This window comes from Hymenobacter koreensis, from assembly GCF_039541855.1.
Classification (GTDB): domain Bacteria; phylum Bacteroidota; class Bacteroidia; order Cytophagales; family Hymenobacteraceae; genus Solirubrum; species Solirubrum koreensis.
The window spans coordinates 273,339-297,822 of record NZ_BAABHA010000010.1 but is presented as its reverse complement, the minus strand read 5'-3'; the positions used below and the strand labels follow the sequence as shown (position 1 = coordinate 297,822).

The 24,484-nt window shown below is 59.3% G+C and carries 22 protein-coding genes; 12 read left to right on the top strand and 10 right to left on the bottom strand.

Annotation, left to right across the window (positions count from 1 at the left end):
* Positions 1 to 34: 34 nt before the first annotated feature.
* From ABD903_RS15205 to sdaAB, 5 genes are all read right to left on the bottom strand, one after another.
* The gene (locus tag ABD903_RS15205) at positions 35 to 475 is read right to left on the bottom strand and encodes a hypothetical protein (RefSeq protein WP_345225660.1); all 441 of its coding nucleotides are present in this window, start codon (positions 473 to 475) and stop codon (positions 35 to 37) included.
* A 70-nt stretch (positions 476 to 545) separates the two neighbouring features.
* The gene (locus ABD903_RS15200) at positions 546 to 1,535 is read right to left on the bottom strand and encodes an NAD(P)H-dependent glycerol-3-phosphate dehydrogenase (protein ID WP_345225658.1); all 990 of its coding nucleotides are present in this window, start codon (positions 1,533 to 1,535) and stop codon (positions 546 to 548) included.
* 204 nt (positions 1,536 to 1,739) lie between these two features.
* The gene (locus ABD903_RS15195; protein WP_345225656.1) at positions 1,740 to 3,155 is read right to left on the bottom strand and encodes an efflux RND transporter periplasmic adaptor subunit; all 1,416 of its coding nucleotides are present in this window, start codon (positions 3,153 to 3,155) and stop codon (positions 1,740 to 1,742) included.
* 155 nt (positions 3,156 to 3,310) lie between these two features.
* A complete protein-coding gene (locus ABD903_RS15190) occupies positions 3,311 to 4,855 on the bottom strand; it encodes a TolC family protein (RefSeq protein ID WP_345225654.1) in 1,545 nt (514 codons plus the stop codon).
* Positions 4,856 to 4,950: 95 nt separating this feature from the next.
* The gene (gene sdaAB, locus ABD903_RS15185; RefSeq protein WP_345225652.1) at positions 4,951 to 5,631 is read right to left on the bottom strand and encodes an L-serine ammonia-lyase, iron-sulfur-dependent subunit beta; all 681 of its coding nucleotides are present in this window, start codon (positions 5,629 to 5,631) and stop codon (positions 4,951 to 4,953) included.
* Positions 5,632 to 5,816: 185 nt separating this feature from the next.
* Here sdaAB and ABD903_RS15180 point away from each other — a divergent pair, with 185 nt between their 5' ends.
* The 8 genes from ABD903_RS15180 to ABD903_RS15145 all read left to right on the top strand — a co-directional run bounded on the left by ABD903_RS15180 (position 5,817) and on the right by ABD903_RS15145 (position 13,389).
* Positions 5,817 to 6,806 (top strand): tryptophan 2,3-dioxygenase family protein, encoded by a 990-nt coding sequence (locus tag ABD903_RS15180; RefSeq protein WP_345225650.1) that lies wholly within the window; start codon positions 5,817 to 5,819, stop codon positions 6,804 to 6,806.
* Between the two features lie 75 nt (positions 6,807 to 6,881).
* Positions 6,882 to 7,370 (top strand): tetratricopeptide repeat protein, encoded by a 489-nt coding sequence (locus ABD903_RS15175; RefSeq protein WP_345225649.1) that lies wholly within the window; start codon positions 6,882 to 6,884, stop codon positions 7,368 to 7,370.
* Positions 7,371 to 7,664: 294 nt separating this feature from the next.
* A complete protein-coding gene (locus ABD903_RS15170; RefSeq protein WP_345225648.1) occupies positions 7,665 to 8,327 on the top strand; it encodes a TonB family protein in 663 nt (220 codons plus the stop codon).
* 99 nt (positions 8,328 to 8,426) lie between these two features.
* Positions 8,427 to 10,004, top strand: a complete 1,578-nt coding sequence (locus tag ABD903_RS15165) for an NAD(P)/FAD-dependent oxidoreductase (protein ID WP_345225646.1) — start codon at positions 8,427 to 8,429, stop codon at positions 10,002 to 10,004.
* A gap of 103 nt (positions 10,005 to 10,107) precedes the next feature.
* Entirely contained in the window at positions 10,108 to 10,473 is a 366-nt protein-coding gene (locus ABD903_RS15160) for a CoA-binding protein (protein WP_345225644.1), read from the top strand.
* A 254-nt stretch (positions 10,474 to 10,727) separates the two neighbouring features.
* Positions 10,728 to 11,306, top strand: coding sequence for an RNA polymerase sigma factor (locus tag ABD903_RS15155; RefSeq protein WP_345225643.1), 579 nt, complete (start codon positions 10,728 to 10,730; stop codon positions 11,304 to 11,306).
* On the top strand, positions 11,287 to 12,183 hold the full coding sequence (locus ABD903_RS15150) for a hypothetical protein (protein ID WP_345225641.1): 897 nt from the start codon (positions 11,287 to 11,289) through the stop codon (positions 12,181 to 12,183). Before ABD903_RS15155 ends, ABD903_RS15150 begins: the two co-directional genes overlap by 20 nt.
* A 57-nt stretch (positions 12,184 to 12,240) precedes the next feature.
* Positions 12,241 to 13,389, top strand: coding sequence for an outer membrane beta-barrel protein (locus ABD903_RS15145; RefSeq protein WP_345225639.1), 1,149 nt, complete (start codon positions 12,241 to 12,243; stop codon positions 13,387 to 13,389).
* Between the two features lie 137 nt (positions 13,390 to 13,526).
* Here the strand turns inward: ABD903_RS15145 and ABD903_RS15140 are convergent, their stop codons facing one another.
* Positions 13,527 to 14,273: a TrmH family RNA methyltransferase gene (locus tag ABD903_RS15140; protein ID WP_345225637.1), complete on the bottom strand. Its 747-nt coding sequence runs from the start codon at positions 14,271 to 14,273 to the stop codon at positions 13,527 to 13,529.
* On the opposite strand from ABD903_RS15140, the gene tamL reads away from it, so the two are divergent.
* The gene (gene tamL, locus ABD903_RS15135) at positions 14,264 to 16,927 is read left to right on the top strand and encodes a translocation and assembly module lipoprotein TamL (protein WP_345225635.1); all 2,664 of its coding nucleotides are present in this window, start codon (positions 14,264 to 14,266) and stop codon (positions 16,925 to 16,927) included. The genes ABD903_RS15140 and tamL overlap by 10 nt on opposite strands.
* Positions 16,928 to 17,011: 84 nt before the next feature.
* On the opposite strand, the gene ABD903_RS15130 is transcribed toward tamL, so the two are convergent.
* Positions 17,012 to 19,129 carry an alpha-ketoacid dehydrogenase subunit alpha/beta gene (locus ABD903_RS15130; protein WP_345225634.1) on the bottom strand — a complete coding sequence of 706 codons (2,118 nt, stop codon included), beginning with the start codon at positions 19,127 to 19,129 and terminating at the stop codon, positions 17,012 to 17,014.
* Positions 19,130 to 19,370: 241 nt separating this feature from the next.
* Here ABD903_RS15130 and ABD903_RS15125 point away from each other — a divergent pair, with 241 nt between their 5' ends.
* From ABD903_RS15125 to ABD903_RS15115, 3 genes are all read left to right on the top strand, one after another.
* Positions 19,371 to 20,096, top strand: a complete 726-nt coding sequence (locus tag ABD903_RS15125; protein WP_345225632.1) for a tetratricopeptide repeat protein — start codon at positions 19,371 to 19,373, stop codon at positions 20,094 to 20,096.
* Positions 20,097 to 20,285: 189 nt separating this feature from the next.
* The gene (hemF, locus tag ABD903_RS15120; protein ID WP_345225630.1) at positions 20,286 to 21,221 is read left to right on the top strand and encodes an oxygen-dependent coproporphyrinogen oxidase; all 936 of its coding nucleotides are present in this window, start codon (positions 20,286 to 20,288) and stop codon (positions 21,219 to 21,221) included.
* Positions 21,214 to 21,798 carry a phosphatase PAP2 family protein gene (locus ABD903_RS15115; RefSeq protein WP_345225627.1) on the top strand — a complete coding sequence of 195 codons (585 nt, stop codon included), beginning with the start codon at positions 21,214 to 21,216 and terminating at the stop codon, positions 21,796 to 21,798. Before hemF ends, ABD903_RS15115 begins: the two co-directional genes overlap by 8 nt.
* Positions 21,799 to 21,851: 53 nt before the next feature.
* On the opposite strand, the gene ABD903_RS15110 is transcribed toward ABD903_RS15115, so the two are convergent.
* The 3 genes from ABD903_RS15110 to ABD903_RS15100 all read right to left on the bottom strand — a co-directional run bounded on the left by ABD903_RS15110 (position 21,852) and on the right by ABD903_RS15100 (position 24,390).
* Positions 21,852 to 22,052 (bottom strand): hypothetical protein, encoded by a 201-nt coding sequence (locus ABD903_RS15110; protein WP_345225625.1) that lies wholly within the window; start codon positions 22,050 to 22,052, stop codon positions 21,852 to 21,854.
* A 214-nt stretch (positions 22,053 to 22,266) separates the two neighbouring features.
* Positions 22,267 to 22,857: a riboflavin synthase gene (locus tag ABD903_RS15105; protein WP_345225623.1), complete on the bottom strand. Its 591-nt coding sequence runs from the start codon at positions 22,855 to 22,857 to the stop codon at positions 22,267 to 22,269.
* 114 nt (positions 22,858 to 22,971) lie between these two features.
* Complete coding sequence (locus tag ABD903_RS15100) at positions 22,972 to 24,390, bottom strand: sugar transferase (protein ID WP_345225622.1); 1,419 nt, start codon at positions 24,388 to 24,390, stop codon at positions 22,972 to 22,974.
* Between the last annotated feature and the right edge of the window lie 94 nt (positions 24,391 to 24,484).

Here is a 24,484-nt window from a genome sequence, read left to right as displayed (position 1 = left end):
TGGTTAGGTGGAATGGAAAAGCACTTACGCAGAACTAAGAAGCAAGAGCTGTACTCTCCTCAAAGTTCTGCGGGTCAGATGCTGCGTGGTAGGCCATAGCAGCCACATGAACAGCCAATGGAATAAGCAGCACGAGCGGCAGCCATATCAGTTTGTTCTGCGGCTCAGGCACCAACCGACGCTGCCGGTCCCTCGTCCAGGCGGCCAGCCAAAACCCAATGGAAACCGTAGCTGCGGCAGCGCCGGCGTACACTGCCCCCATGTACAGTAAAAAGTCAACTGGGTCACCGGAATTGGTTTCTGGCACAGCCTGCGGCAGTCCGGCCAGCGGCGGGTAAAGGGTCCCGCCCACATTGCCGGAAGTTAGCCAACGAGCCGCATCAAACCAGATGTAGCAGACCACCATGATTAGGAACGCCACCATGGCCGCACCCAACGAACAAAACCACAACCCTGCCGAAAAGCGCTGACTCATTTGGTGCATGCTAAAGCGGCCAACCGGCTGCTAAAACTCCGGGCTAGAAAATGAAGCCGCTGTTACCGCCTTACCTGAATTTCTCCTTGAGAATTTCCAGCTCCACGGCCGGTGCAATCTTCTCGTACAGCACGTGGTAGGCGGCCGTGGTAATCGGCATGTTCACGCGCAGGTCCTTGTTGAGCTCAAAAATGCTTTTGACGGCGTAGTAGCCCTCGGCCACCATGTTCATCTCCATCTGAGCCGATTTTACGGAGTACCCGCGCCCGACCATGTTGCCGAAGGTGCGGTTGCGCGAGAACTGGGAATAGGCCGTTACCAGCAAGTCGCCGAGGTAGGCCGAGGCCGATAGGTCGCGCGGCTGAGGGCTGAGAGCGTACAGAAAACGGCGAATTTCCTGCACGGCATTGGCCACCAGCACCGCCTGAAAATTGTCGCCGTACCCAAGGCCGTGGGCTATGCCGGAGGTCAGGGCAATGATGTTTTTCATCACGGCGCAGTACTCAATGCCGTCGAGGTCGGCGGCGGGGTGCGCCTTCACGTAGCGGTTGCGCAGGCGCTGGCAGAAGTCTTCGGCCAAGGCAAGGTCGGGCGAGCCGATGGTGAGGTAGCTCTGCTTTTCCAGCGCTACTTCCTCGGCGTGGCACGGGCCAGCCACCACGCCCAGCCGTTCCCGGTTCACCTTGAAACGCTCCATCACGTAGTCGGTCACCAACTCGTTGCGGCCCGGAATCATGCCCTTGATGGCGGAAATGACGCGCTTGTTCTTGAAAGCGTCGCGGTCAAGCTTATCGAGGGCTTCTTTCACGAAGGCAGCGGGCACGGCCAGCACCACCCAGTCGGCATCTTTCACCACGTCGCTAAGGTCGGTGGAGGGCGTTACACGGGTCAGGTCAAACTGCACCGACGAGAGGTAGCGCGCGTTGTGACGGGTGCTGCGCAGGTGCTCTACGTCGGACTTGTGGCGCATCCACCAGCCCACGCGGGCGCCGTTTTCAGAAAGAATCTTCACTAACGCGGTGGCCCAAGAGCCGCCGCCAATCATGGCTATTTTATCCACGGGGAAAGAGCAAAGCCGCGCCACAGCGCGGGCATGAGGAAGGAGTAGTTATGTGGCCATACCGCGGTAAACGCGCAACGGCCGGCCGCGCTGTGGCGCACGCCTGCAACGCAACAAGCGGCATTTTAGCTAAAAAAAGCGAGAGGCCGGGGCTGCACACAGCCCCGGCCTCTCTCAGGTTCGAACCTGTAAGAACCGCCTTGCCTAATCTTCTTCCGGTTGGTCTTCCTTCAACGTAGCGCGGTTCAGGCTCTTAGCATCCTTCACCACCACCGCACTGCCGTCTTTCAGGCGCCGTGCATTGGATACCACGCCGTACGGGCCACTTACTACTTCCTCGCCGGCTTTAACACCTTCCAGAATCTGAATGTGCTCCAGGTCGTTGATGCCCGTTTTCACTGGCACCAGCACGGCCTTGCCGTTACGAATCACGAATACCACTTCCTGCACGTCGCCTTTGGGCATGGTTTCGGCTTCGGGCGTACCCGATCCGCCGCGGCTGCCCACCCGAATGCGCGAGCCGCCTTCCTTCTCTTTGCCCGCCTGCATAACACTGTCGGAACGCGTGGTAACGGCGTTCAGCGGCACCGATAATACGTTGGCGCGGCGGTCGGTAATAATATCAACCGAGGCCGTCATGCCAGGGCGGAACGGAACAATGGTGCGGCCGCCCACCGTGCGCACCAGCTGGCGGTAGGATTCGGGCAGCAGGCGCACGCGCACCTCAAACTCGGTTACAGCCTCGGCCGTCACAGCGTCTTTGGCGCTGTTGGCAATGCTGGTCACAATGCCGCGGAACTTCTCGCCCTTGCTGGTGTAGGAGTCCACTTCCACGTCGGCCGAGTCGCCGAGGCTCACATTCACGATTTGGTTTTCGTTCACGTTCACCCGCACTTCCATCGAGTTCAGGTTGGCAATGCGCATAATCTCGGTACCGGCCATTTGCGAGGTTCCTACCACCCGTTCGCCTTTTTCCACGTTCAGCTTGCTAACGGTGCCGCTAACGGGGGCGTAAATGGTGGTTTTATCGAGGTTGCGGCGGGCTTCTTCCAGGCCGGCGCGAGCCGATTGCACGCTGCTCTGGGCCGCCCGAATGCTGGCGCGGGCCGAGTTAATTTCTTCCTGCGAGGCTTCGTAAGCGGCTTTCGACTGCTCGTATTCGGCCTGCGAAATCACCTTTTGCTTAAACAAGGAAGCGTTGCGGCGGTAAGCCAGCTCGGTTTGCTTGGCCGAAGCCATCAGCTGCTGCAAACGCGCCTGCGACTGGCCCACGTTGGCCTGCTGCGTACCCACCACGGCCGACTGCTGGCTAACCATGGCCTGGTAGTTATCTGGGCGAATACGCAACAGGAGCTGGCCTTTGCGCACGGAGTCGCCTTCACGCACGTACAGTTCCGTGATTTCGCCCGATACGTCGGGCGAGATTTTTACCTCGGTTTCGGGCTGCACTTTGCCCGAGGAACTCACTTTCTCTACAATGTTTGCTGGGCCAGCCTTGGCTGCCAGCACCTCCACCCCGGCGGGTTTGCCTATCCAGCCTTGTTTCTTGGCTACCACGTAGCCCACGATTAACACGGCCAGTACGCCGAGCAAAATAAACAACAGACGGTTGTTGCGCATAAAACCAGTAGAATGGGGGTCAGCATGAACCGGCGAAGGCACCGGCGGGGCAAAAGAAGTAAAAAAGACGGCTGCCACGCACACCTCGGCAGAGGCGCAGGCGTGGCAGCCGGGCTATAACGAGACGTTTGGCCGTTTTCGCATTGATAATGAGACTACAACGAAAGCGGCTTACCTTGGTAGAAATCCAGAATTTTGCGCCGGAACAGGTATTCGTACTTGGCCTGAATCATGCCTGACTCGGCGGCGGTCAGGTTGTTTTTGGCAATGTTGAAGTCGGTGCCGTTCATCAGGCCGTTGTTAAACCGGATTTCAGCGTTGCGGTAGGCCGTAGTCAGGGCTTCGGTTTGGCGCTTGTTAGCGGCGTAGCGGCGCTGGGCGGCCAAAGCATCGGCGTAGGCCTGCTGAATGGTTTGGCGCAATTGGAGGCGGCTTTGCTCGGCACGCAACTCGGCCTGCTTCACCCCAATGGTGGAACGCTGCACGTTGGTACGCGCCTGCCAGCCGTTGAGAATGGGAATGGAAAGGTTAAAGCTGAGCTGCTTGCCCAGGTTGTTTTTTACCTGTGACCCAAAGCCTTCTTCCAGCGTTTCGAACCGGGGCTGGTTCACGCCGGCAAACACACCAGGTACCTGCTGCGGGCCGGTGGGGGTAATCTGGTAAATGAAACCAGCCGGCACAATGGTAGAGTCGCCGGTGAGGCGGCGGCCAATGCGGGCCGACGAGTAACCCGAGAAAATGCTACCGCCAAACGTGAGGCGTGGGTAGTAAGCCCCGCGGGCCACTTCCACGCCGCGCATGGCGCTTTGCACGCGCAAGTCGGCGGCCCGAATCTGCGGCTGCGTGCTCTGCGCGGTTTGAAATGTGCCGGCTATGTCGGCGTCCATGGCGGGCATTTCGTCGGGGTCGGGCAAGTCGGGCACCGCTACCTGAAACGCGGCGGCGCGTTCGGCTTCCAGATTGAGCAGCTGCGTGAGCTGCAGCCGGGCCAGGTCGCGCTGATTCTGGGCCGTTACCAGGTTCACCTCGTCGGTGGCTAGCTGGGCCTGGCTGTCGAGCAAATTGCTTTCGGCCACCGAACCGGCGCGCAGCAGCTTCTGCGTGCGGTCGATTTGCTGCTGCGCCGAGCTGATGCGGGCCTCGCTGGTGCGTACCAATTCTTCTCCCAGCAAAAACTGCAGGTAAGCCGAGGCCACGTTCACCGACAAATCGTTGCGGGCCTGGTCAATATCGAGCAAGCTGGCCTGGTAATCGAGGGCGTTGCGCTTAATAGAGTTGCGCACCTGAAAACCCGAAAACAGGTTCAGCTGGGCGCTGGCCGAGAGGTTGTTCGCGCGGGTGGTCTGGTTCTGGAAGGTAAACGTGAGCGGGTCGACGTTGGTACCGTAGTTCCAGGTTTGTGAAGCCGAAGCGTTGGCCGTGGGCAGGCGGTTCAGCCGGCTCTGGCGCAACACGGCGTCGTTTACTTCCGCCGTTAGCTGCGACTGCCGCACATTAAGGTTGTACTGCAGCGCGTAATCTACTGCCTGCTGCAACGTCCACGGCCCCGAAGGTGCCGTGGCCTGCGGCAGTGCCGCGGCGGGCGGCTGTGTGGGTCGGTTTTGGGCCGCCGCGGGCAGGGCCAGTCCCAGCGTAGCAAGCACCAGGGCGCTGGCCGAGCGCGTAGCCTGACGCGACAAAAGCGAGGCAAAAGGAGTCATCGGGGATAGTAGTTGTTTTCGTGCGAGGGGTTCTCAAACTGATAAGGGCCAGCAGCTCATCGGCTGCGGAAACGCCAATAGCCCGCAGCGGGACTTTAATCGATGGCGGGAAGGTAGCGAACCTGATGCACCCAGCGCAGGTGACGCAGGTATTCCAGGCTTAAATCAGAAAGCGGCGAGTCCATTTCGATGAATTGCCGGGCCACTTGGTTTTTGCCCTTGCGGCTCACGTTCATGGTAGCAATGTTGCAGTCGTCGTGGGCAATTACGTCGGCAATAAAGGCAATGGAGCCTTTCACGTCGTCGGCATCGATAATGAGCGTGTGCAGCCCGGCCGAAAAGTCGCACGGAAACCCGTCGACTTCCACGATGCGGATAACTCCCCCGCCCCGGCTCTGCCCAATTACCTCCACCTGCTGACCGGTGCGCTCGTCGCGCAGCTCCAGCCGAATGGTGTTGGGGTGCATGGTGGAAGCGTTGCCCACTCCCTGAAAGGTGTACTGCAAACCGGCCGCTTTGGCGTGCTCGAAAGCCTCCCGAATCCGTTTGTCGTCGGTGGGGTAATCGAGCATGCCGGCCACAATGGCGCGGTCGGAACCGTGCCCTTCGTAGGTGCGGGCAAAGGAATTGTAGAACGTGACGGTGGCGTGCGTGGGCAAACTCCCCAACACCCGGATGGCCGCCCGCGCAATGCGCACGACTCCTGCCGTGTGCGACGAGCTGGGCCCAATCATCACCGGCCCGATCATATCAAAAATACTGGATTTTTCAGCCATAAAGTGAGCTAAAGGTACTGGCTGTGCGGGTAAAAACAACCCTTATGCCCTTCCTAAAGCACTTCGCGAAGTGCCGGTGTACCGGCTAGATGAATACTGATAGCGAAGGGTTGCTCGGCAAGCTTACATTTTGCGCCGAATTTCGTTCTTTGTGTCCCCTCCCCGCTTTCCCACCTCCCCACCCAATGCCAAACCAAGAAGAATTCTCCCCGGCGGTAGTCACCCAGCTACGCCGATTGCAGGAGAAGTACGCCGCCGACGGCCAAGATCTGGCCGCTTACCTCGAAGGCTTATACCACGCCGATTACGTCAACTATTGGGACTACATCGAACTGGATACCCTGCTTTCGTTGCAACGGCCGCTAACCAAGATTCCCGACGAGAAGATTTTTATCATGTACCACCAGATTACGGAGCTGTACTTCAAGCTCTGTTTGGTGGAATACGAACAAATTGGGGACCTGCAAAAGCCCACGCTAGGCGAGTTGGTCTTGCGCCTGGGCCGCATCAACCGCTACTTCGAAAACCTGATCGACTCGTTCGATGTGATGGTCGACGGCATGGACCGGCAGCAGTTCCTGCAGTTTCGGATGGCCCTCATGCCTGCTTCTGGCTTTCAGTCGGTGCAATACCGCATGATTGAAATTGCCTCCACGTCGCTCGATAACCTCGTGGACAAGGAGAAGCACCGCCTGCTGGGCGAGTCCGACAGCCACGAGGAGCTGATGGGTTGCATTTACTGGAAGGCCGGCGCTACCCAGGAGCACGACGGCGCCAAAACCCTTACCCTGCTGCAGTTCGAGCAGAAATACCACCAGCTGCTCATAGACCACGCTGCCCGCTTCCGCCAGCGCAACGTGTGGGCCGTGGTCGACCGCCTGCCCGTAGACGACCGCCGCCACCCGCGCCTGATGCGCCAGCTAAAGCAGCTGGATGTGAACGTGAACATCAACTGGCCGCTGATGCACTACAAGTCGGCAGTACGCTATTTGGAGCGGCAGGCCGGCGACGCCGTTCCGGCTACTGGCGGCACCAACTGGCGCAAGTATTTGCCTCCCAAGTTTCAGAAACGCATTTTTTACCCCCAGCTCTGGACCGAAAAAGAACTGGAAGAATGGGGTAAAACCTGGGTCGATCAGGTGCTGGAAGAAGTAGCTGCCATGAGCACCAAATAGATAAAAAACGAATAGCCAGTCGGAATATAATTCCGACTGGCTATTTTTGGTTTATAGACTGACCCGCTGCCTGCTATGAAACGCCTGCTTCTCGCTACCCTTTCGGCCTTCACGTTCCTGCTGGCGCAGCCTGTGGCAGCCGGCACCCAGGTAAAGCAACAGCCCCTAAACACGCTGCCGCGCTACGGCGGTAAGGCTAAGTCTAAGGAATTGCAAAAGATTGATAGGGCTTTTGTGGGCGCCGAGCTGAAACGCTACCGCAACGATGCCCGCGCTGCCTCCGATGTAAGCGTGGAATTAGGCTGGCAGCACCTGGCGCAGCAAAACCCCGAAGTTTCCATCAAGCGTTTCAACCAAGCCTGGTTGCTCGATAGCACCAACTGTAACGTGTATTACGGCTTCAGCGCCTGCCTCAGTATGCAGGGTGATGCTAAAGGAGCCCGCGAATATTTCCGCTTGGCCCAGCGCCGTGACCCGAAAAACCAGGGAATTCAGAAGTACAACGAGCGGCTAACCCGCGTGCGCGAGCAACAAACCGACACGCCCGGCGTGGTGCTGTCGTAAGCAGCAATGCAGGTAAACGACATGTAAGCAGCAACCGCGCAGCGCGGGGCGGTATAACGCACATTAAAAAGCGACCCTGGCTTTTTCACGAAGCCAGGGTCGCTTTTTCGTGCCGGCACAAAGCAATGCGCCCCCGGGGCAATACCCGGATACGACGCTGCGTTTCAACTGCGTACTTATTGTTGGTCTCACTTTATTTTCCCCTTGATGTGCAGGCTGCAAATGAGCATGCTGAGCCTACTACTCAGCGTGCTCCCCCTGACCGTGCTGTGCCAGTCCACTCGCCTACTTACAGTGAAACGGGAGAAACCTTACTACACCGAAACGTACGCTGTGCTGACTGCAGACAGCCGGGTACGGCATGGGCCGTACGCAAAAAACGGATTGCTAAACCGCGCCTTGGTACGTGGCTATTTTCGGGAGGGGCGTAAAGACAGCATATGGAGTTTTTACTACGCGCCTAGCGGGCAGTTGCAGTCCCGCGGCCGCTACCAAGTAGGTCAGAAAGCCGGACGCTGGGAGTACTGGGGGCCGGATGGCAAGCTGCGGTGTCGATACAACCACAGTACGCGTACCCTGGAAAATCTAGTAACTCCGGCCGATACTACCACTTGGGTAGTCGAGCTGGCAGGCCAACGTCGGCGGCAGCGGCTCACCTCGCCCGTATTGTTTGTCGGCGGCGACGAAATCCGCTGGCTGGGCGCGGACGGGCGCATCCGTTATCCCGACTCGGCTCTTAAACGCCAAGCTGCCGGCCGGGTCATGGTAGAATTCATTGTGGATGAGAACGGCAATGCCCGTGATTTTCGGGTCGTTGAAAGCCTGGATACGGCCCTTGATGCAGAGGCCCTACGCGTCACTCGGCAGGTATTCGACAACTGGTGGCTGCCAGTCACCATCGATGCTAAGCCAACCAAGGTGGTATTCACCCAGCCCATTACGTTTACCATACAATAAGCTTCCCGTCGCCTCTTCGGCGCCCTAAGGAACCATCAGGTTATCTTTGCAGTCTGAACCCTACCTGGCTTGCAGGCCTAACTCCCTGCCGCCTTCTTTATGCAAAAACAAGAAGTAGAACTCGTGCTGGCGCCCGACGAGGCGTATGACGAGCTGGCCCGTTACCGAGCGCTGTTGCAGGCCGCCGGCCTGAAACCTGGCCAAGCCGATTTCGTGCACCTGACCCGGCGTTCCATTGATGCGCGGGGCCGCAACGTGGGCGTACGCCTGCGGGCCGATATTTACCAGACGCCCCCACCGCGGGAGCTGTTTGGGCCGTGGGTACACTATAAAAACGTGAGCGACGCTAAGCACAGCGCCGTGATTGTGGGCGCGGGCCCCGCGGGCTTGTTTGCGGCCCTGCGCTGCATTGAGCTGGGTATTCGGCCCATTGTGTTGGAGCGCGGTAAAGACGTGCGCAGCCGCCGCCGCGATTTAGCGGCCCTGAATAAGGAGCACGTAGTAAACAGCGACTCCAACTACTGCTTTGGCGAAGGCGGCGCCGGTACGTACTCCGACGGCAAGCTGTACACCCGCTCTAAAAAGCGCGGCGACGTGCAGCGCGTGCTGCAATTATTCGTGCAGCACGGTGCTACCGCCGAAATTCTGGTGGATGCCCACCCGCACATCGGTACTAACAAACTACCGGCCGTAGTGCAGGCCTTGCGCCAAACCATTGTGGACCACGGCGGCGAGGTGCGCTTTGAAACCCGCATGACCGAGCTACTGCTCGACGGTGGCCGGGCCCGCGGCGTGGTTACCGCCGATGGCACCACGATTGAGGCCGACGCGGTAATGCTGGCTACTGGCCACTCGGCGCGGGATATTTACGAGCTGCTGTTGCGCCAGCAAGTGCGCATCGAGGCTAAACCCTTTGCCCTGGGCGTGCGCGTGGAGCACCAACAAAGCCTCATCGACCAGGCCCAGTACCACCGCACCGACCGCGGCCAGCTGCCCGCCGCCTCGTATGCCTTGGTGCAGCAAACCGATGGACCGGGCGGACAGCGCGGCGTATTTTCGTTTTGCATGTGCCCCGGCGGCTTCATCGTACCGGCGGCCACCACGCAGGGCGAGGTAGTGGTAAACGGCATGAGCCCCTCGCGCCGCGACTCGCGCTACGCTAACTCTGGCATTGTGGTAGCTATTGAGCCCGAAGACATGGACCTGAAGCGCTACGGCGTGCTGGCGGGTTTGAAGTTGCAGCAGGAAATTGAGCAACGCGCCTGCCAGCTGGCCGGCAATACCCAGTTAGCCCCGGCGCAGCTTCTCGGCGACTTTGTGCAGCGCAAAACCTCGCGCAGCCTGCTGGAAACTTCCTACCAGCCGGGCCTGACGTCGTTGCCCATGGACGAGGTGCTGGGCTCGAACCTGGCCAACCGGCTGCGGCAGGGCTTCCAGGCTTTCGGACGTAAAATTCCGGGCTATACCTCTAACGCGGCCCAGATTGTGGGCGTGGAAAGCCGAACTTCGGCCCCGGTGCGCATTCCGCGCGACCCGGCCACGCTCCAGCACCCGGAAGTAACAGGACTTTACCCCTGTGGCGAAGGGGCCGGATTCGCGGGCGGTATCGTGTCAGCGGCGATGGACGGGGAACGGTGCGCCGAAGCCATTGCCGTACAGGTAGCTGCTGGCCGTTAATAGTTGACGTTGGTGGCGGTTTTTTCGTACAAAGTGCTGCGGAAGCTGTTTCCCTGAAACAGGCCGCGTCCTTTCATATATCACGCCTGACATTTTCCTCCCCATGGCTAATAAAAAAACAGTCGTCATCGGTGCATCCGATAACCCCTCACGCTATGCCTACCAAGCCGTGCACCGGCTGAAAGCCCACGGCCACGAAGTGGTGCCGGTGGGCATCCGCAAGGGCCAGGTAGCCGGGCTCGACATTGCCCTCGACAAGCCGGCCGTAGAAGGCGTTGATACCGTTACGCTATACGTGGGCCCGCAAAACCAACCCGCCTGGTACGATTACATCCTCGACCTAAAGCCCAAGCGCATCATTTTCAATCCTGGTACTGAAAACGACGAGTTGGAACGACGCGCCCAGCAGCAGGGCATCCGCACGGAAGAAGCCTGCACCTTAGTTATGCTCTCCGTAGGCAACTACTAAACGGGTATATCCTGCTTTGCAAGCCCCGCTTCCCGCTTTAGCAGCGGTGGCGGGGCTTTTTCTATCGATGCGACATTAAATATTTTCACATTTTCAAACGGCCCATACTTTATTTAAACAACTGATTTTCAATAGATTAATAAGTATACAAAATAGTCTTGCAACTTTTTCGCACGGCCCAGGCAACGCTGCTTGCCACGCTTCCATCTACCATTGCAAACGCCCAATCTACTGCTCTACTCCTACCCAAAGCCGTGAACGACGCCGAACTCATCAGTGCTTGCCGGCAAGGCAGCGTCCGGGCGCAAAAACAGCTCTACGAGCGGTTTGCCGGACTGATGCTGACGGTGTGCCTGCGCTACCTGCGCCAGCGCACCGACGCCGAGGAGGCCATGCTCATGGGCTTTACGAAGGTGTTCCGCGCCCTCGATCAGTACCGCCACGAAGGCTCGTTTGAAGGCTGGATTCGGCGCATCATGGTAAACGAAGCCCTCGGGCAGCTACGCCGCAAGGAACCGCTGCACTTGGCCATCGACGACATGGTGACCGACGTGCCCTCCACGCAAGCCGACGCCGAAAGCAACCTGGCCGCTGCCGATTTAATGCAGCTGCTGAGCGAACTACCGGCCGGGTACCGCACGGTTTTTAACCTGTACGCCGTAGAGGGCTACAACCACCCCGAAATAGCCGAGCTGCTGGGCATTTCAGAGGGTACCAGCAAATCGCAGCTTAGCAAGGCCCGGGCCATGCTTCAGCGCCGCCTCGGCGCCGCCAGCGCCCAGGCCTCGTCCAACTCCTCACCGAAAGAATATTATGCGACCGGAAGATATTGATAAGCTGTTTCGGGAAAAGCTCGACCAGCACGTAACGCCCCCGCCGCCCGGCCTTTGGTTTGACCTGCAGGAACGCATCGAACCGAAGGAAGAAAAGCGCCGCGCCGGATTCTGGATGTACGCCGTAGCTGCTGCCATTACGCTGCTGCTGGTGGCCGGCACCGGCTGGCTGGTGTGGCGCCCCACCCAACTGAGCCAAAGCCCGGTTTTGGGTGAGTTGGCCACGGTTTCGCCGCCGCAAACCGGCGTTGCTGATCAAACCCAGGGCTCCGTTAGCGAAGAAGCGCTTGCTCAACCCGACGCGCTGGCGGCCAACACTCCTTCTGCTTCATCTGAAGAAACGGCCGCTCCGGCGGCCGATACCAACCGCTCCACGCCTGCTCAAACCACCGATTCTTTCACCCCCACGCCAGAAGCTGCTCGTCAGCGGGACGCCATCCGGATGGTAGCCCGCACGAAGCGCGGGGCGCCTGCTCCGGAGCAGCGCCCCGCACTTCGCCCCACGCCGCAGCCCGAAGAAGCGGTAGCGGCAGTAAAACCTGCTGCCGCTCCGGCCCCTGAACTTCTCGCTACCTCGCCGGCGCCAGTACCGGCCGGCAGCCAGGCCCTGGCAGCTACTGGGCTGCCCAAGGCTCCGCAGGGTGCCATTGAAGTGGAAGTGCGTGAATCAGCCGCGAACCTGCCGGTGGTGGCCACCGCCGGAGTAGAACCTGAGGCCTCGCGCCGCAGCCGACTGTTTGGGGTAGTGAAACAAGTAAGCCGTGTGGTGCGCGGCGAAAAGCCTGACCTCACCGAAGTAGGCCTGCCTTCGAACCCTGCCCTTACGGTGCAGGCCCGCCTGGGCAGCCACACCCTCACCAAAACGATTTCCCTGTAGCCGCAGCCCCGCTGCCGCCCTCCTCTCTTCCTCCGACTTTCCGATTTCTCTACCTGTATGAAACCCGCGTTTTTCTGCGCTGCCACGGCGGCGCTGCTGCTCACCGGCGCTGCTGCCTCTGCCCGCACGCTGGCTCCCACCGCCGGCAACGACGACACCATTCTGGTGAAGCTGCCTAACCAAGTGTCGATGACCATTGTGGCCCGCGACAAACAACAGCTGCGCGAGCTGCGCGAATACAAGCTCGACTCGCTCATGATTCTGCTCTCGGGCTACATCAGCCAGGCCGAAGCCGCCGGCAACAAGTCGGGCAACGGGCAGGTTACCATGGAATTTTACCCCGCCAAAGAGCAGCCCAACAGCAAAGCCGCTCCCGAGCAAGTGCGCGTAACAGTACGCGGCCCGAAGAATGCGAAATCAGAGCGCGTGGAGGTGATGATGGGCAAAATGGGCATCCTGGTGGAATCCGACGAGGACATCGACAACGGCAAGGACCGCGTCTCGGTAAAGCTCAATACTGACAACCCCAAGAGCGACTCGCTGAAAGCAGCCAAGCGCAAGGCCCATCAGGAACGCCTCACCGGCACCGACTTTGGGCTCGACGTAGGTCTGAACGCGCTGGTGAACCGTCAGCCGTACTTTGGCGGCGACAACGTGGAACAGCCCTTCGACCTGCGGCCATTCGGTTCGCGCTACGTAAGCTTCAAGTGGAGCTACTGGGCCCGGACCGGCAAAAACAGCCCGCTGTACTTCCACCTCGGGCCGGAAATTGCCTTCAATAACTACATGCTGGAAGGCAACCGCCGCTTCGTGCAGGCCGATTCCCGCACCAACATTATACAGGACGGCACCCGTCAGTACGAGAAAAGCAAGTTGGCTACCACCAACCTGAACCTGCCGGTGGGCTTTACGCTGAAGTTCCGCAACGGCAAGCACGACGAGATGTTCCGCCTCGGGGCCGGCGGTTTTGTGGGCTACCGCATTGCCTCGCACACCAAGCTGAAGTACGAAGACGAAGGCAGCACCCGCAAAGACAAAGACCGCGGCAGCTACAACCTGGAGGATTTCCAGTACGGTGTGCAAGGCAGCGTAGGCGTACACGGCTTCGACTTATTTGCCAAGTACAACATGAACGACCTGTTCAAAGAAAACCGCGGCCCGAAAGCCCAAGTAATAAGCTTCGGCATCACCTTCAGCGACCTGTAACCGCGGTTCATCGGTCAGCTTAATTGCAGCAAAGGACCTTCTCACCACCGAGCGAGCATCGTACCAACGACTCGTTTGGGCGTGAGAAGGTCCTTTCCTGTTTACAGGCTATTTCCCTGGGTACGACTTTAGTCGATTTATTCGTGGCGAAAAAAATTATCCAGCAGTATGGCGGCGGAAATGGCCACGTTCAGGCTTTCGGCGCCGCCGCGGCCGGGAATGTGCAGCCGCTGGGTAAGATGCGCTTCTACTTCCGGCGTTAAGCCGTGCGACTCGCTGCCCATTACAAGTACGCCGCTGGGGCGCAGGTGCTGCTGGTGCACGTTATCGCCGTGCAGATCGGCTCCGTACACGGGCAGGCTGGGTGGCAAGGCAGCCAGCCACTCGGGCAACGGGCGGTGCCACACGGGCACCCGGGTAAACGAGCCCATGCTGGCGGCTACGGTTTTCGCGTTCCAGGCATCGGCGCAGGTTTCCGACAACACCACGCCGGCTAGGCCGTACCAATCGGCCAAGCGAATGAGCGTACCCACGTTGCCGGGGTCGCGCACTTGGTCGAGGGCCAGCAGCAGTTCGCCGGCCTGCGCTTGGAGCGGACGTTCCTCGGGAATGCGCACCACGGCCAGGGCGGCGTCGTTGGTTTGCAGCGTGCCGAGGCGGGTCAGCTCGTCGGGCGTAACCACATCGGCTACGCCTGCCAGCTGGTGCGGAACTTGTACGGCAGTGGCAAAATCAGCCGTATACAGCAACCGTTCCACCGTAAGTGCAGAACTTAGCAGCTCCCGTACGTTCTTGGTGCCTTCTACCAAAAAGGCGCCGTGACGCTGGCGGTATTTCTTTTGGTGCAACGACTGCACGTATTTCGCAACGGCTTTTGAAACCATCTGTTTCGGTAATGAGTGAGCATGTGGGCCCGGTTCGGCACCTGATTAGCAAGGGCTTGACCGTGGCCGTATTGCTGGGAGCCGCGGCCTGCTCGCCCATGCGGCTGCTGGGCCCGCGGCAGCAATTGCTGACGAAAGTACAGCTAGAAGGCGTGAAACAAGCCGACCAAGAGCGCTTGGAGGCTTTGTACCGGCAACGGCCCAACGATAATTTTCCGTTGCCCAAGCTAGCCACTTACAATCTCGGCTACACGTTTTACAACCCCGAGCGGCTGCAGCAGAAGCTCGACACCACCCGCGCTGAATACACCCGGCGCATTGCCGCCGCCGGTACCGACTCGGTAGCCGTGGGCAAGCTGCTGCAGAAGCGCGAGAAACGCACCCAGCGCCTGCAGGCCGCCATCGACAAGGGGAATGCCATTATGCGCCTCGGCGACCCGCCCGTTATTTACGACGAGCAGCTCACGCGTGTAACTGCCGAGCAAATGCGGATTTTTCTGCGTTCTAAGGGCTTTTTCCGCTCCCGTGTGTCGGCCACCGACACCACCGACTGCCCCCGCGGCCTGTTTGGCGGCCCCGGCAAGCAGGGACGCGACACCCTGGGCTGCCGCCGCGTGGCGGTTACTTACCGTGTGCAGGAAGGCCAGCAGTTTCTCATCAGCCAGTTGGCCTACGACATTGCCGACTCGGCCGTGGCCCGCATTATCAAGGCCGATTCCAGTCAGGCGCTGCTGCGCGTAGGCCAGCCGTACGACGAAGAGCTGATTGGCCGTGAGCGGGGCCGGCTGGAGAGTATGCTTAAAAACCGGGGCTACTTTGATTTTCGGCAGCAATACATTTCCCTGGAAGCCGACACCAGTTTCGCGCCTTACTCGGTGCGGCTGCTGGTAATGGTGGAAAACCCTCCCGACGAGCCCGGCCACCGCGCGTATTCCGTGCGCAACGTGACCATGATAACCGATGCGGGCGTGAACCGCTTTGGCGTGCAGCGCGATACGGTGCAGCGCAACGGGATCAATTACCTGGCCTACGACCACCGCTTCAGCACCCGTATTCTGGACCGCAAGGTGGCCGTGCGCCCCGGTGAGCAGTACAGCCTTTCGAAGTCCATTCTTACCCAGCGGCAGCTGGCCGATCTGGACGTATTTCGTTTCCAAGGGGTTACGTACCAGAAAGTGCCGATGCCCACCGATACCACCACCGGCTTGCTGGATGCGCTTGTGAGCACCTCGTTACTTAAAAAGTATCAGGAAACCAGCGAGATAGGCGGCACTGTAGTAGCTGAAAAGCCAGGTCCATTTGGAAACTTCCGCTTGCGGGTGCGCAACGCTTTTGGCGGCGCCGAGATTCTTGACCTTGGTTTGCGGGCCGGTTTGGAGGGACAGTATAAGGCCACAACCACACCTCCCGGGTCTAATGCCAGAATACCATCGGTATACACCCTCCAGCTTGGAGCAAATGCCACGTTAACGTTGCCGCAGTTTCTGGTGCCGTGGCGGGCCAATCCGCTGCTGACCAAATACAGTCCGCGCACGCGTTTCTCCTTAGGCTATACCTATGTTGACCGGCCGGAGTACAACCGTACCACGCTGGAGAGTACCTACGATTATATCTGGCAGCGCAACGCGTTTCACCAATACGTACTCACGCCGCTCAATGTCAGCCTGGTAAACACGCCTAAAATTGATGCTGCCTTTCGCGACGTACTGCTGAAACAGTCCAATTCAGGCGCTTTGCTGCGCTCTTTCGACCGCCTGCTGATTCCCAGCATTAACGCCAGCTCGCTCTACAACTCCAACGACTTCGTACAAACGTTAGACGCCAAGTACCTGCGGCTCTACACCGAATTGGGAGCCCCTGGCCGGCAGTTTTACACTGCTCCGGGCACCCGCACTACCATCGGCACGCAAAACCAGGAACAACTTGAAACGCTGGTGGGTAATCTGCTGGTGCTGGACTACGCCCGAGCCGGAGCCGACTTCCGGCGTTACCATAAGTTAACATCCCGCCAATACTTTACCTGGCGACTAAATGGAGGCATAGCCCAAGCCCTTACTCCCACCGAACTACGGAACCTGCAATCCGGCCAAGTCACTTCGTCGCTACTGATTCCCTACGACAAGTACTTCTTCGCCGGCGGCGGCTCCAGTGTTCGGGCGTGGCGGCCCCGTCGGCTTGGCGTGGGCTCTTATCCTACGTATCAGTACAACAACCGCGGAGACATAATACTCGACAGCCGGGGCATTCCACTGCGGGACGAAAACATTGAACAGCCGGGCGAGCTGCTGCTCGAAGGCAGTGTGGAATACCGTTTTCCGCTGTTTAGCTACGTGCGCGGCGCCGTTTTCACCGATTTTGGGAATGTTTGGACGCTGCAGCGCGACGCCCGCCGCGACACCACCGGCTACACCCAGGGCAGCGCCCGGTTCAGCCCCAAACGCTTTTACCGCGAGTTTGCCGTGGGCTCCGGCGCCGGCCTGCGTTTCGATTTTACCTTCCTCATCGTGCGCCTCGATTTCGCCGTGAAAGTGTACGACCCCACGGCCGTAGCGCAGGACCGGTGGGCCTTGCGCAACTTCGCTGTGTTCGGCAACAGGAACAAGCCTTGGCTGAATACCCCGGCCCTGAACGTGGGCATTGGCTACCCGTTCTAACTGCTATTAACCGCCAACGAAAACGCCTGCCTCTTTACAGAAGCAGGCGTTTTCGTTATTAGCTACGCGGATTAGCGGAGCAGCTTAGTAGGCCAGTAGTTCTTGGAGCGCAGCAAGCACTTTGTCGGCCGAGGGCAGCATTTGCTTCTCTAACTCCACGTTCAGGGCAATGGCCGGCAGGTTGGCAGCGCCCAGGGTAAACACCGGCGCATCGAGCTGCTGAAAGCAGTGACGCTGAATACGACCCGCCAACGACTCGGCAAACGAGTTCATGAGCGGCTCCTCGGTTAGCACCAGCACTTTACCGTGGCGTTTGGCAGCGGCTTCCACGGCTTCCCAGTCGAGTGGGTTGAGGGTGCGCAAATCCAGGATTTCAACTTGCCCGGGCAGCTGCTTGCTGGCCGTTTTGGTCCAGTACACGCCCATGCCGTAGGTAATTACCGCGCAGGTGTCGCCCTGGGCCAGCTTCTCGGCCGAAGCTTCCTGCACCACGTTGGCTTTGCCGAGCGGAATAACGTAGCCCGTTTCCGGCTCGGTGGTTTTGGCGTCTTCAGTACCGGGTACTTTGCTCCAGTACAACCCTTTATGCTCCAGCATCACCACCGGGTTCGGATCGAGGAAAGCGGCGCGCAGCAAGCCCTTCATATCGGCCGCATTCGACGGATACACCACCTTAATGCCCCGAATGGTAAGCAGCGTGCTTTCGATGGAACCCGAGTGGTAGGGCCCGCCCCCGCCGTATGCCCCAATGGGTACGCGAATGAGCGACTGCACCGGGAACTTGCCGTTCGAGAGGTAGCAGGACTTGCTGAGTTCTTCCACCAGCTGGTTCAGGGCCGGCCAGATGTAATCAGCAAACTGAATTTCCACGATGGCCTTGGCTCCTACGGCCGACATGCCGGCGGTGCTGCCCACTATGTAAGCTTCCTGAATGGGGGTATTGAACACGCGGGCGTCGCCGTACTTTTTGGCCAGCAGCGCGGCTTCGCGGAACACGCCGCCCAGCTCGCCGCCCACGTCCTGGCCGTAGAACAGCGCCTCGGGAAACTCGCGCAGAATATCATCCACGGTGTGCAGGGCCGCATCCACCATCAGGGCTTTATCGGCGCCGGCGGGGCTGCGCTGGCCGGTTTCCTGGGTAACAGCGGGCGGTGCAAACTCGTGGTCAGCAAAGGTGGCCGGGTCGGGGTTAGGCGCGGCCAAGGCACGCTGGTAGTCTTCCAGCACGGTGGTGCGGGCGGCGGCAGCGGCGTAGCCCAGCTCACCTTCGTCGAAGCCCTCGGTAATCAATTGCTGATGAAAACGCGGCAGTGGGTCGTTGAGCGTATGTTCGGCCAAGTTGTCGCCGCGGTACCACTCGCGGCGTACACCGCTGGTGTGGTGGCCCAGCAGCGGGCATTTGGCGTGAACCAGCACCGGCCCGCGCGTGCTACGCACGTACTGCGTGGCGGCGGCCATGGTAGTGTAGCTGTCCACGAAATCGGCGCCGTCGCATTGCAGGCGGTGCAGGCCTTTAAAGCCGGCGGCAAACTCGTAAGCGTCCATGGCGCGCATTTCACGACCGGTGGCGGAGATGCCCCATTCGTTGTCTTGTACCAAGTAAATAACCGGCAGCTGGTGCAGCACGGCCATTTGCAGCGCTTCCGACACCTCGCCTTCGGTCATGGCGCCGTCGCCAATAGAACACACTACCACTGGCTGCTGGGCAGCGCTGGGGAGCTGGTTCTGGCTTTCGAGGTACTTGATGCCATGGGCCATGCCGGTAGCCGGAATGGCCTGCATACCGGTGGCCGAGCTTTGGTGCGGAATAACCGGCACCCCCGCGCGGCGCAGCGACGGGTGGCTGTAATAAGTGCGGCCGCCCGAGAACGGGTCGTCGCGCTTGGCCATGAGCTGCAGCATCAACTCATAAGGCTGCAGGCCCAGGCCGAGCAAAAAAGCGTCGTCGCGGTAGTACGGGGCGCAGTAGTCGGTTTCGCGCAGCTGGAAGGCGGCGGCCAGCTGAATGGCTTCGTGGCCGCGGGCCGAGGCGTGTACGTATTTGGCCGTTACGGCCTTGTTTTCTTCGTAGAGCCGGGCCATTTCCGCCGACGTGTGCATCAGCCGGTAGGCGCGCAGCAAGGTGGCGCGGTCGGGTTGCGTGGGAGCTGCAACGGGCGCAAAGTCAGCTTCGGGGGTTTCCAGGTCGGTGGAGGCTTGCATGCAATGGGGAAAGCGGTGACGGGAAGGCGAAATTACGGCATCGGGCGCAGACAGTGGTTACGGGTTGCTGCTACGTCTGAGGTTTGGGCTGTATGATTTCGTGACTAATTCAAATCGGCAAACGGAGCCGGAGCTACTTGCATTCACAAAACCTGAATGAGAGGGTCGTAGCTTTCGTATAAATTCAAGCTACTAAGCTGTTTTGTTTTGGAGCGGGTTCACAAACCGCTTATTTTGGTCGATGTTCTACTCCATTATTCAACAATCAATGGCGCGTTATTGGCTCATTCTCCTCGTATCATTTTCTCTACTAACCGAACACGCTGCCCAGGCGCAAAGCAAGCTAAACGGGGTCGACATTAACCTGCTGCCGATGTACGGCGGGGCCCGCAAACCCAAAAGGCTGCAATTAGCCGACGAGCTTTTCTTGGCTACAACCGACCGTAACGAACCTAACCGCGCCGTGGCAGCCAAGCATTTTGTGAAGCGAGGCATGGACTATTTTCGAGCCGGCGACTACGCCACTGCCATGAAGCGCTTCAACCAAGCGTGGCTGCTCGACAGTACCAATGCAGATACTTATTGGGGCTTCGGCATTTTGCGCGGCTCCCAAGGTGATTACAACGAATCGATTACGTTGCTTAGCAACAGCCTGAAGCGGCAGCCTGACAACCAGAATTTAACGGCGGATTTAGCTGGTACTTTGCTCCAGCGTTACGATGCTTTCCGCGCCAATGCGGACCTGGAACGCAGCCTGGCACTGTTCGAACTGTATGTGTCGCGGGAAAATAATGCGTCCGGAAATGAATCCCGGATACCGGTGTATGCCGCTCTTGCCATGGGTTATTTCCGCAAGCAGGATTACGAGCGCGCTTGGCAATGGACGGACCGCGCCCGCCAATTGAATCCGGCTGCGGTCGATCCAACTTTTCTGCGCCAGCTTCGCCAAGCGGCGCCGCGGCAGTAGTAGCACTCGGCAAAGCTGCAGGTGGCCCGCGGGGCAGTACAGGATGGCAGCTTCCGTTAAAACCCGCCACCTTTGCAATGCCGAAAACAACCGTTGAGCTTCCTTCGGTGCAGGACCGATAGCGGCCAGGCAACGCTTTTTCGCCTCTACAAGCCCGCCGACCACGCTGACGCCTCCCCGCTTTTTCTCATGACCGATACTGAACTTCCCCCTTTCCGCCACACCGTCGAACAATGGATGCGTGACTTCCAGCAGCGCCTCATTGGCCAGCTGGAAGCCGTGGAAGACCAGGCCCGTTTCAGGCCCGACGCGTGGCAGCACCACTCGGGCGGCGGGGGCTTATCGAACGTGCTGGAAAACGGTCGGATTCTGGAAAAAGGCGGCGTGAACTTCTCGGCGGTGCAGGGCCAAATGGACGAGCGCGCCGCCAAAATGCTGCTCATGCCTGACCCGCGCTACTTCGCCACCGGCGTGAGCGTGGTGCAGCACCCGCGCAGCCCCATGGTGCCCATTGCCCACATGAACGTGCGTTACTTCGAGGCCGGCAACGGCGAGGCGTGGTTTGGCGGCGGCATCGATTTGACGCCGATTTACGTGGACGAGGCGCAAGCGCGCTGGTTTCACCAGCAGCTGCACGACGTGTGCCAGCGCCACAACCCGGCCTATTACGCCCGCTTCAAGCCCTGGGCCGATGACTACTTTTTCATCACCCACCGGCAGGAAACGCGCGGCGTGGGCGGCATCTTCTTCGACCGCCTTACGGTAGGCAAAGACGGCACCCGCGAGGAGCTATTCGCCTTTGTGCAGGCTGTGGGCGACACCTTTGGGCCGACGTACTGCGAGCTGCTGCGCCAGAATGCCGACCTGCCCTTCACCGAGCGCGAAGTACAGTGGCAAATGCTGCGCCGCTCGCGCTACGCCGAGTTCAACCTGGCCATCGACCGCGGCACCAAATTCGGCCTGGAAACCGGCGGCCGCACCGAAAGCATCCTGATGAGCCTGCCGCCCCGCTGCGAATGGCACTACAACACCCAACCCGAGCCCGGCTCGCCCGAAGCCGCCACGCAGCAGTGGCTGCGAAAGGGCGTAAATTGGCTGGAAAATTCCACCTCTTCGCTTGATTGATTACCTGCAGAATTTGGACCGCTGGCTGCTGAAGGCGGCCAACCGCACCCACTCCCCCGGCCTCGACAAGTTCATGATTTTCATGTCGGAGCGGTTTGTGTGGTTTCCGGCTTACCTGGTCATAATCGTTGCGCTCATTTACTACTTCGGCAAACGGGCCTACCTGGTTCTGCCGCTGATGGGCCTGAGCGTGGCCCTGGCCGATTCCATTTCGAGCCGGTTCTTTAAGCCCTTTTTTGGCCGCCTTCGCCCCTGCCACGACCCCGACCTGTCGGAAACGCTGAACCTGGTGAACGGCTGCGGCGGGCAGTTCGGGTTTATTTCCTCGCACGCGGCCAACTCCTTTTCCATGGCCGTCTTTCTGTGTCTGGTGCTGCCCAAACGCTTTCGGCCGGTGAAAGTGCTCCTTCTCATCTGGGCATCCGTGCTTAGCTACAGCCGCATTTACCTGGTGGCCCACTATACCTCCGATGTAATTGCCGGAGCCACTTTGGGCGCATTGCTTGGATGGTTCTGTTATTGGCTTTACCGCCAAGGCGAAGCCCGTTGGTGGCCGGCTTATAGCGTAACGCCTTAACCACTCCCAATAAAAAAGCCCCGCAGTTACTAACTGCGGGGCTTTTTACGCATTTACTTGGCCGGTTTGCGGTTGCCGGTGTGGCCGTCGCCCCGGTCGCCCTGGCCGGACTCCGTGGTAGTCTTCGAATTCTTACGGTCGTCTTGCGACAGGGAACGGTTCAGGTCATCTGATTCCGTAATCCGGCCTTTTCCATCGCGACGGATGTAGCGCTTGTCGCCTTCGTTGGGTTCTATTAGCTCGCGTTTCGACATGGCTTGGGGGAAGTTAGTCCGCCAGTTCGTACGCAGCCTGTACCCTGAAGTTGGTTTAACCTTGCTCGAAAAGCGGTTGATGCGCAGTATTATACAAGTGATACTCTTAATTATTCACCCGCATTGGTCCCGATTCATCCACCTGTTGCATGTTCGTGGAAGCAGTGTTTATGCGCGTTCTTTATCCGTATGCTTTCTGCTTGACTGTTGAATTTTACCGCCCCAGCAGCTTTGCCACGTATTTGCCCACGATATCGAACTCCAGGTTCACCTTGTCGCCGGGGCGCAGGTGCTGGAAGGTAGTGTGCTCGTAGGTGTAAGGAATGATGGCCACGGAGAAGCCGTCGTCGGTGCTGTTAAAGCACGTCAGGCTTACGCCGTTAATGCAAATGGAGCCTTTTTCTACCGTCACGCGGCCGGGGCCGGTTTCGTGGCGGAAGCGGTACAGCCACGAGCCGTTCTGGTCTTCCACGGCTTCGCAAGTGGCCGTGAGGTCTACGTGGCCCTGTACGATGTGGCCATCGAAGCGGCCGTTGGCGGCGAGGCAGCGCTCCAGGTTCACCTGCCGGCCAGCGGCCCAGGAATCCAGGTTGGTTTTTTGTAGCGTTTCGTCAATAGCCGTAACGGTGTGCGTGCCAGCGGCGGCATCCAGGGCCACCACTGTTAAACATACGCCATCGTGCGACACGCTCTGGTCAATCTGCAATTCGCTGAAAAAGGGCGAGGCCACGGTAAAGTGGCGGTTGGTGCCTTCGCTACGCACTTCGGTTATGGTTCCGAGTGACTCGATGATGCCGGTGAACATTGTTTCTAATGTGGTTGAATGTGCTAAATGTGGTCGAATGTGCAAATGTTTGACGGGCCAATTCCTGAGAATAACTCAACGGCCACATTACGCGCATTTCCGCATTCCAGCACGTTATTTCCCGCGTCCTTCCACAATGATTTTCACCGTGTAAAGCATCACCCGAAAGTCCATGGCCAGGCTCATGTTTTCGATGTAGAGGATGTCATATTTCAAGCGCTGCACCATTTCTTCCACGGTTTCGGCGTAGCCGTACTTTACTTGTCCCAGGCTGGTAATGCCAGGACGCACGCGGTGCAAATGGCGGTAGTGCGGCGCCACTTTGGCAATCTGGTCAATGAAAAACTGCCGCTCGGGGCGCGGGCCCACCAGGCTCATATCGCCTTTCACCACGTTCCAGAACTGCGGCAGCTCGTCGAGGCGCACCTTGCGCATAAAGCGGCCCCAGGGCGTAATGCGCGGATCGTTTTTGCTCGACAAAGCCGGCCCCATGCGCTCCGCATCCACGTACATCGAGCGGAACTTGTAGATTTTAAAGGGGTGGCCGTGCTTGCCGATTCGCTCCTGCGCAAAGAAAATCGGCCCCGGCGACGACAACCGCACCATAATGGCCGTGAAGGCGTACACCGGCCAGGCCAGCACCAAAAACAGCCCGGAACCCACCACATCGATTATGCGCTTCACCACCTCCTGCCACACCGGCAGCAAATCATGTTTGATTTCGATGAGCGGCGTACCGAACAAGTGGTTCACTTTCACCGAGCCCAGCAGAATCTGGTACACGTCGGGCAGTACGCTCACGCGGGCCGGCGTGCCTTCCAGTCGGTCGAGCACCCGCTGAATCATTTCATGCTCACTGGGCTCCAGGGCAATAACAATCTGCTCAATTTTCAGGGCCCGAATAAGCGCTGGGAGGCGCTCATATGAGCCGCGGCGTGGCAGTTCGGTGGCCAAGTCGGGGTCGACGGCCTCGCCCACGGGCGCGAAACCCACGATGTTCAGGCCGAGGTGGCGGTTGGAACGCTCCAGTTCCCGGTAGGTGTCACGGGCCAGGGCGCTGGCGCCCACAATCAGCGTGTTAAAGGAAATAACGCGCCGCCGCACCAGCTTTTGAATGGAGGTAACGGCCCAGGTACGCAGCACGGCCGTGATGGAGAAGTGCAGCAGGAAATAGGCCGAAATGGTTTTGTAGTACAGCCGGTAGTTGCTCACGCCTTGGTCGTCGAGCAGCAGGGCAAAGAAAATGACCACCGCCCCCAGACCTGAAATGCGAGCCAGCCGAATGATTTCTGCCACCCGCGACTTGCGGAAAATGTCACGGTATTCGCCGATGAGGGCGTAGAGAATCACCCAGAAGGTGGCAATCATAAGGGCCGACCCGGTGAGCGTGAACAGCTGGTCGCCGGTAAAACGGTAACCCGCGTTGATTTCGCTCAGCAGGTACTTGCGCAGCAGAAAAAACGCAACCCAAGCCAACAGCGCCGCGCCAAAATCGGCGGCCAGCAGCTTGAGTTTTTGCAGGGAACGAATCAAGGAGAGAAAATAGAGGCGGCTGAATAAACGCCGACGCACGCGAAAATCGTACCGCCGGCGTAGCTTAGCGACTGAAAATGCCCGCAAGAAGCCG

Coding starts and splice junctions, on each gene's coding strand:
- ABD903_RS15205 (WP_345225660.1), bottom strand. CDS start 475: ATGAGTCAGCGCTTTTCGGCAGGGTTGTGGTTTTGTTCGTTGGGTGCG.
- ABD903_RS15195 (WP_345225656.1), bottom strand. CDS start 3,155: ATGCGCAACAACCGTCTGTTGTTTATTTTGCTCGGCGTACTGGCCGTG.
- ABD903_RS15190 (WP_345225654.1), bottom strand. CDS start 4,855: ATGACTCCTTTTGCCTCGCTTTTGTCGCGTCAGGCTACGCGCTCGGCC.
- sdaAB (WP_345225652.1), bottom strand. CDS start 5,631: ATGGCTGAAAAATCCAGTATTTTTGATATGATCGGGCCGGTGATGATT.
- ABD903_RS15180 (WP_345225650.1), top strand. CDS start 5,817: ATGCCAAACCAAGAAGAATTCTCCCCGGCGGTAGTCACCCAGCTACGC.
- ABD903_RS15175 (WP_345225649.1), top strand. CDS start 6,882: ATGAAACGCCTGCTTCTCGCTACCCTTTCGGCCTTCACGTTCCTGCTG.
- ABD903_RS15165 (WP_345225646.1), top strand. CDS start 8,427: ATGCAAAAACAAGAAGTAGAACTCGTGCTGGCGCCCGACGAGGCGTAT.
- ABD903_RS15160 (WP_345225644.1), top strand. CDS start 10,108: ATGGCTAATAAAAAAACAGTCGTCATCGGTGCATCCGATAACCCCTCA.
- ABD903_RS15150 (WP_345225641.1), top strand. CDS start 11,287: ATGCGACCGGAAGATATTGATAAGCTGTTTCGGGAAAAGCTCGACCAG.
- ABD903_RS15145 (WP_345225639.1), top strand. CDS start 12,241: ATGAAACCCGCGTTTTTCTGCGCTGCCACGGCGGCGCTGCTGCTCACC.
- ABD903_RS15140 (WP_345225637.1), bottom strand. CDS start 14,273: ATGGTTTCAAAAGCCGTTGCGAAATACGTGCAGTCGTTGCACCAAAAG.
- ABD903_RS15130 (WP_345225634.1), bottom strand. CDS start 19,129: ATGCAAGCCTCCACCGACCTGGAAACCCCCGAAGCTGACTTTGCGCCC.
- ABD903_RS15125 (WP_345225632.1), top strand. CDS start 19,371: ATGTTCTACTCCATTATTCAACAATCAATGGCGCGTTATTGGCTCATT.
- hemF (WP_345225630.1), top strand. CDS start 20,286: ATGACCGATACTGAACTTCCCCCTTTCCGCCACACCGTCGAACAATGG.
- ABD903_RS15110 (WP_345225625.1), bottom strand. CDS start 22,052: ATGTCGAAACGCGAGCTAATAGAACCCAACGAAGGCGACAAGCGCTAC.
- ABD903_RS15105 (WP_345225623.1), bottom strand. CDS start 22,857: ATGTTCACCGGCATCATCGAGTCACTCGGAACCATAACCGAAGTGCGT.